The 1709-nt window shown below is 34.4% G+C and carries 2 protein-coding genes and 1 pseudogene; all 3 read right to left on the bottom strand.

What is annotated here, in order from left to right; translation table 11 throughout:
* Positions 1–44: 44 nt before the first annotated feature.
* Positions 45–485, bottom strand: coding sequence for an Imm63 family immunity protein (locus tag DXA87_RS17695; RefSeq protein ID WP_015555153.1), 441 nt, complete (start codon positions 483–485; stop codon positions 45–47).
* A 244-nt stretch (positions 486–729) separates the two neighbouring features.
* Positions 730–1413 carry a hypothetical protein gene (locus DXA87_RS17690; RefSeq protein ID WP_117505598.1) on the bottom strand — a complete coding sequence of 228 codons (684 nt, stop codon included), beginning with the start codon at positions 1411–1413 and terminating at the stop codon, positions 730–732.
* A gap of 58 nt (positions 1414–1471) precedes the next feature.
* A pseudogene (locus DXA87_RS17685) lies at positions 1472–1709 on the bottom strand (hypothetical protein); the annotation flags it as partial.

Below are 1709 nucleotides of genomic sequence, written 5' to 3'. Positions count from 1 at the left end.
TTATTCAGTTGAATTTTTAGAACGACAAACTGAAAGTTGGGCGTTTATTCCCCCGCAAAACTTCGGTTAAAATCCCAAATAGAAATCCCTTGTCGATTCCACTCATTATATGGCTCTCCCATTAATGAAAATGCCTCATCGGTTATTTTCTTTCTATAATTGGATACATTTTCAGTAAAATGCAGGTATCCCTTTTCATCAACATGTGAATCACATATAATTGTATCGGAAATTATCCCAATAATATCACGAAGAACAGCATATATTACAATCTCTTTCCTCTCCGTTCTGTACTCATAAATTGTCACTCCTCTTTCCAATACATAAATCTTTGCCTGTTTCTGCATTACATCTACGTTTAACATCATATCATACCTATTGGAACCATTAAATATTTTCTCAATATACCTTCTGTTTTCTATAGAATAACAACTCCATTTTTGCAACAATTTATCAGCTTCAATCATACACTCTTTAGCATTCATTCCTTTTATACCTCAAATCTAAAAAGTAAAGCGGACATTCGCAATCCGCTTCGCTACTTGCTCATGAACGCAGTCGCTTCGCGATCTGTCAGTGGGAGCTTTCAACTCCCACTGACATAAGCATCCCCCTCACCCACCGCTTAGTGCTCCGCGCACTTAAAGCGGGGGAATGCTTATCTGCGTTCAAATTCGTCTCTCAGATAAACGCACCAGCTTACTGAAAGTTTCACCTCTATGACTTAGTTTATTTCTCATAGTAAAGTGCTCTGCTATACAAAAAATGTATATTAGCTTCATTTAGATAATCTTCATATTTTCTTTTTCTTCCATCATCTACATATCTATTATAGCATTCGTACAGGATTCTATAATAGTTCAGTTGATTTATCAATCTCTCACTAACCGTTTTTTCTTTTAATATATCCTCACATTTTTGAAAACAATCAACTATTGTATTATCTTCAATTATGCATCCATCTGGAAAATGATGTGCCCCCCAACCTAAAATATCCAAGTATGAATCAAACAGCAAATCAATTGTTTTCTGGTCACACTTCATACTTGAATAAGCAATCTCAAGGTATTTTACTGCCGCTTGATATCCCTGCTTATGATTTCTGAACAACTCATAATACCATCTGCATTCTGGCATTTTCTTCTCTTCGCAACGTGGTGTAATCCACATTAGGATATACTCTTTTAATTCGTATGGAATATCTGCATTTCCCCGGTCTTTCAAAGTATCCCATACATCACTATCACAATAATCCGAAAGAAATTGTGTTAATATTTCATCTTGATTTTCGTCTGACATTTCTCTTAGATGACCAACGATTGCTTGCATTTCTTTGTTTGCAAGTTTTTTTAACCCGTTATGATAAATATCCAAATATTTATATAAACTATTACTGAAATCACAATGTACCATTCTGTCTCCTTAAACCTCAAGGCTTATGTACTGTTCGTCATATAACTAACAAAAGAATCTATTCCCAAAGTGCATTTATTTTATCTGGCAATAATTCTATCTCTGTCCCAAGCACAGCAACATCATCTTCATCTATTAGCACTGGTACATTAAAGTAGTTTCCCTTATTATCAATTCCATAAAGTTCACCACCACCATTTGAACCAATAATAATGTGATCCGGCAGAAATACTTCAATTTCATAATCATCATTTATTTCTTTATAATGGTATCGTAATTTAAGACACTTCAAGAGA

Source organism: Desulfotomaculum sp. OF05-3 (genome assembly GCF_003435535.1).
GTDB lineage: Bacteria > Bacillota > Clostridia > Lachnospirales > Lachnospiraceae > Pilosibacter > Pilosibacter fragilis.
The sequence above is the reverse complement of the archived record's forward strand: the minus strand, read 5'-3'. Positions and strand labels throughout refer to the sequence as shown.

Excerpts from the sequence above, each read along its gene's own strand:
- DXA87_RS17695 (WP_015555153.1), bottom strand. The coding sequence starts at position 485 with ATGAATGCTAAAGAGTGTATGATTGAAGCTGATAAATTGTTGCAAAAA.
- DXA87_RS17690 (WP_117505598.1), bottom strand. The coding sequence starts at position 1,413 with ATGGTACATTGTGATTTCAGTAATAGTTTATATAAATATTTGGATATT.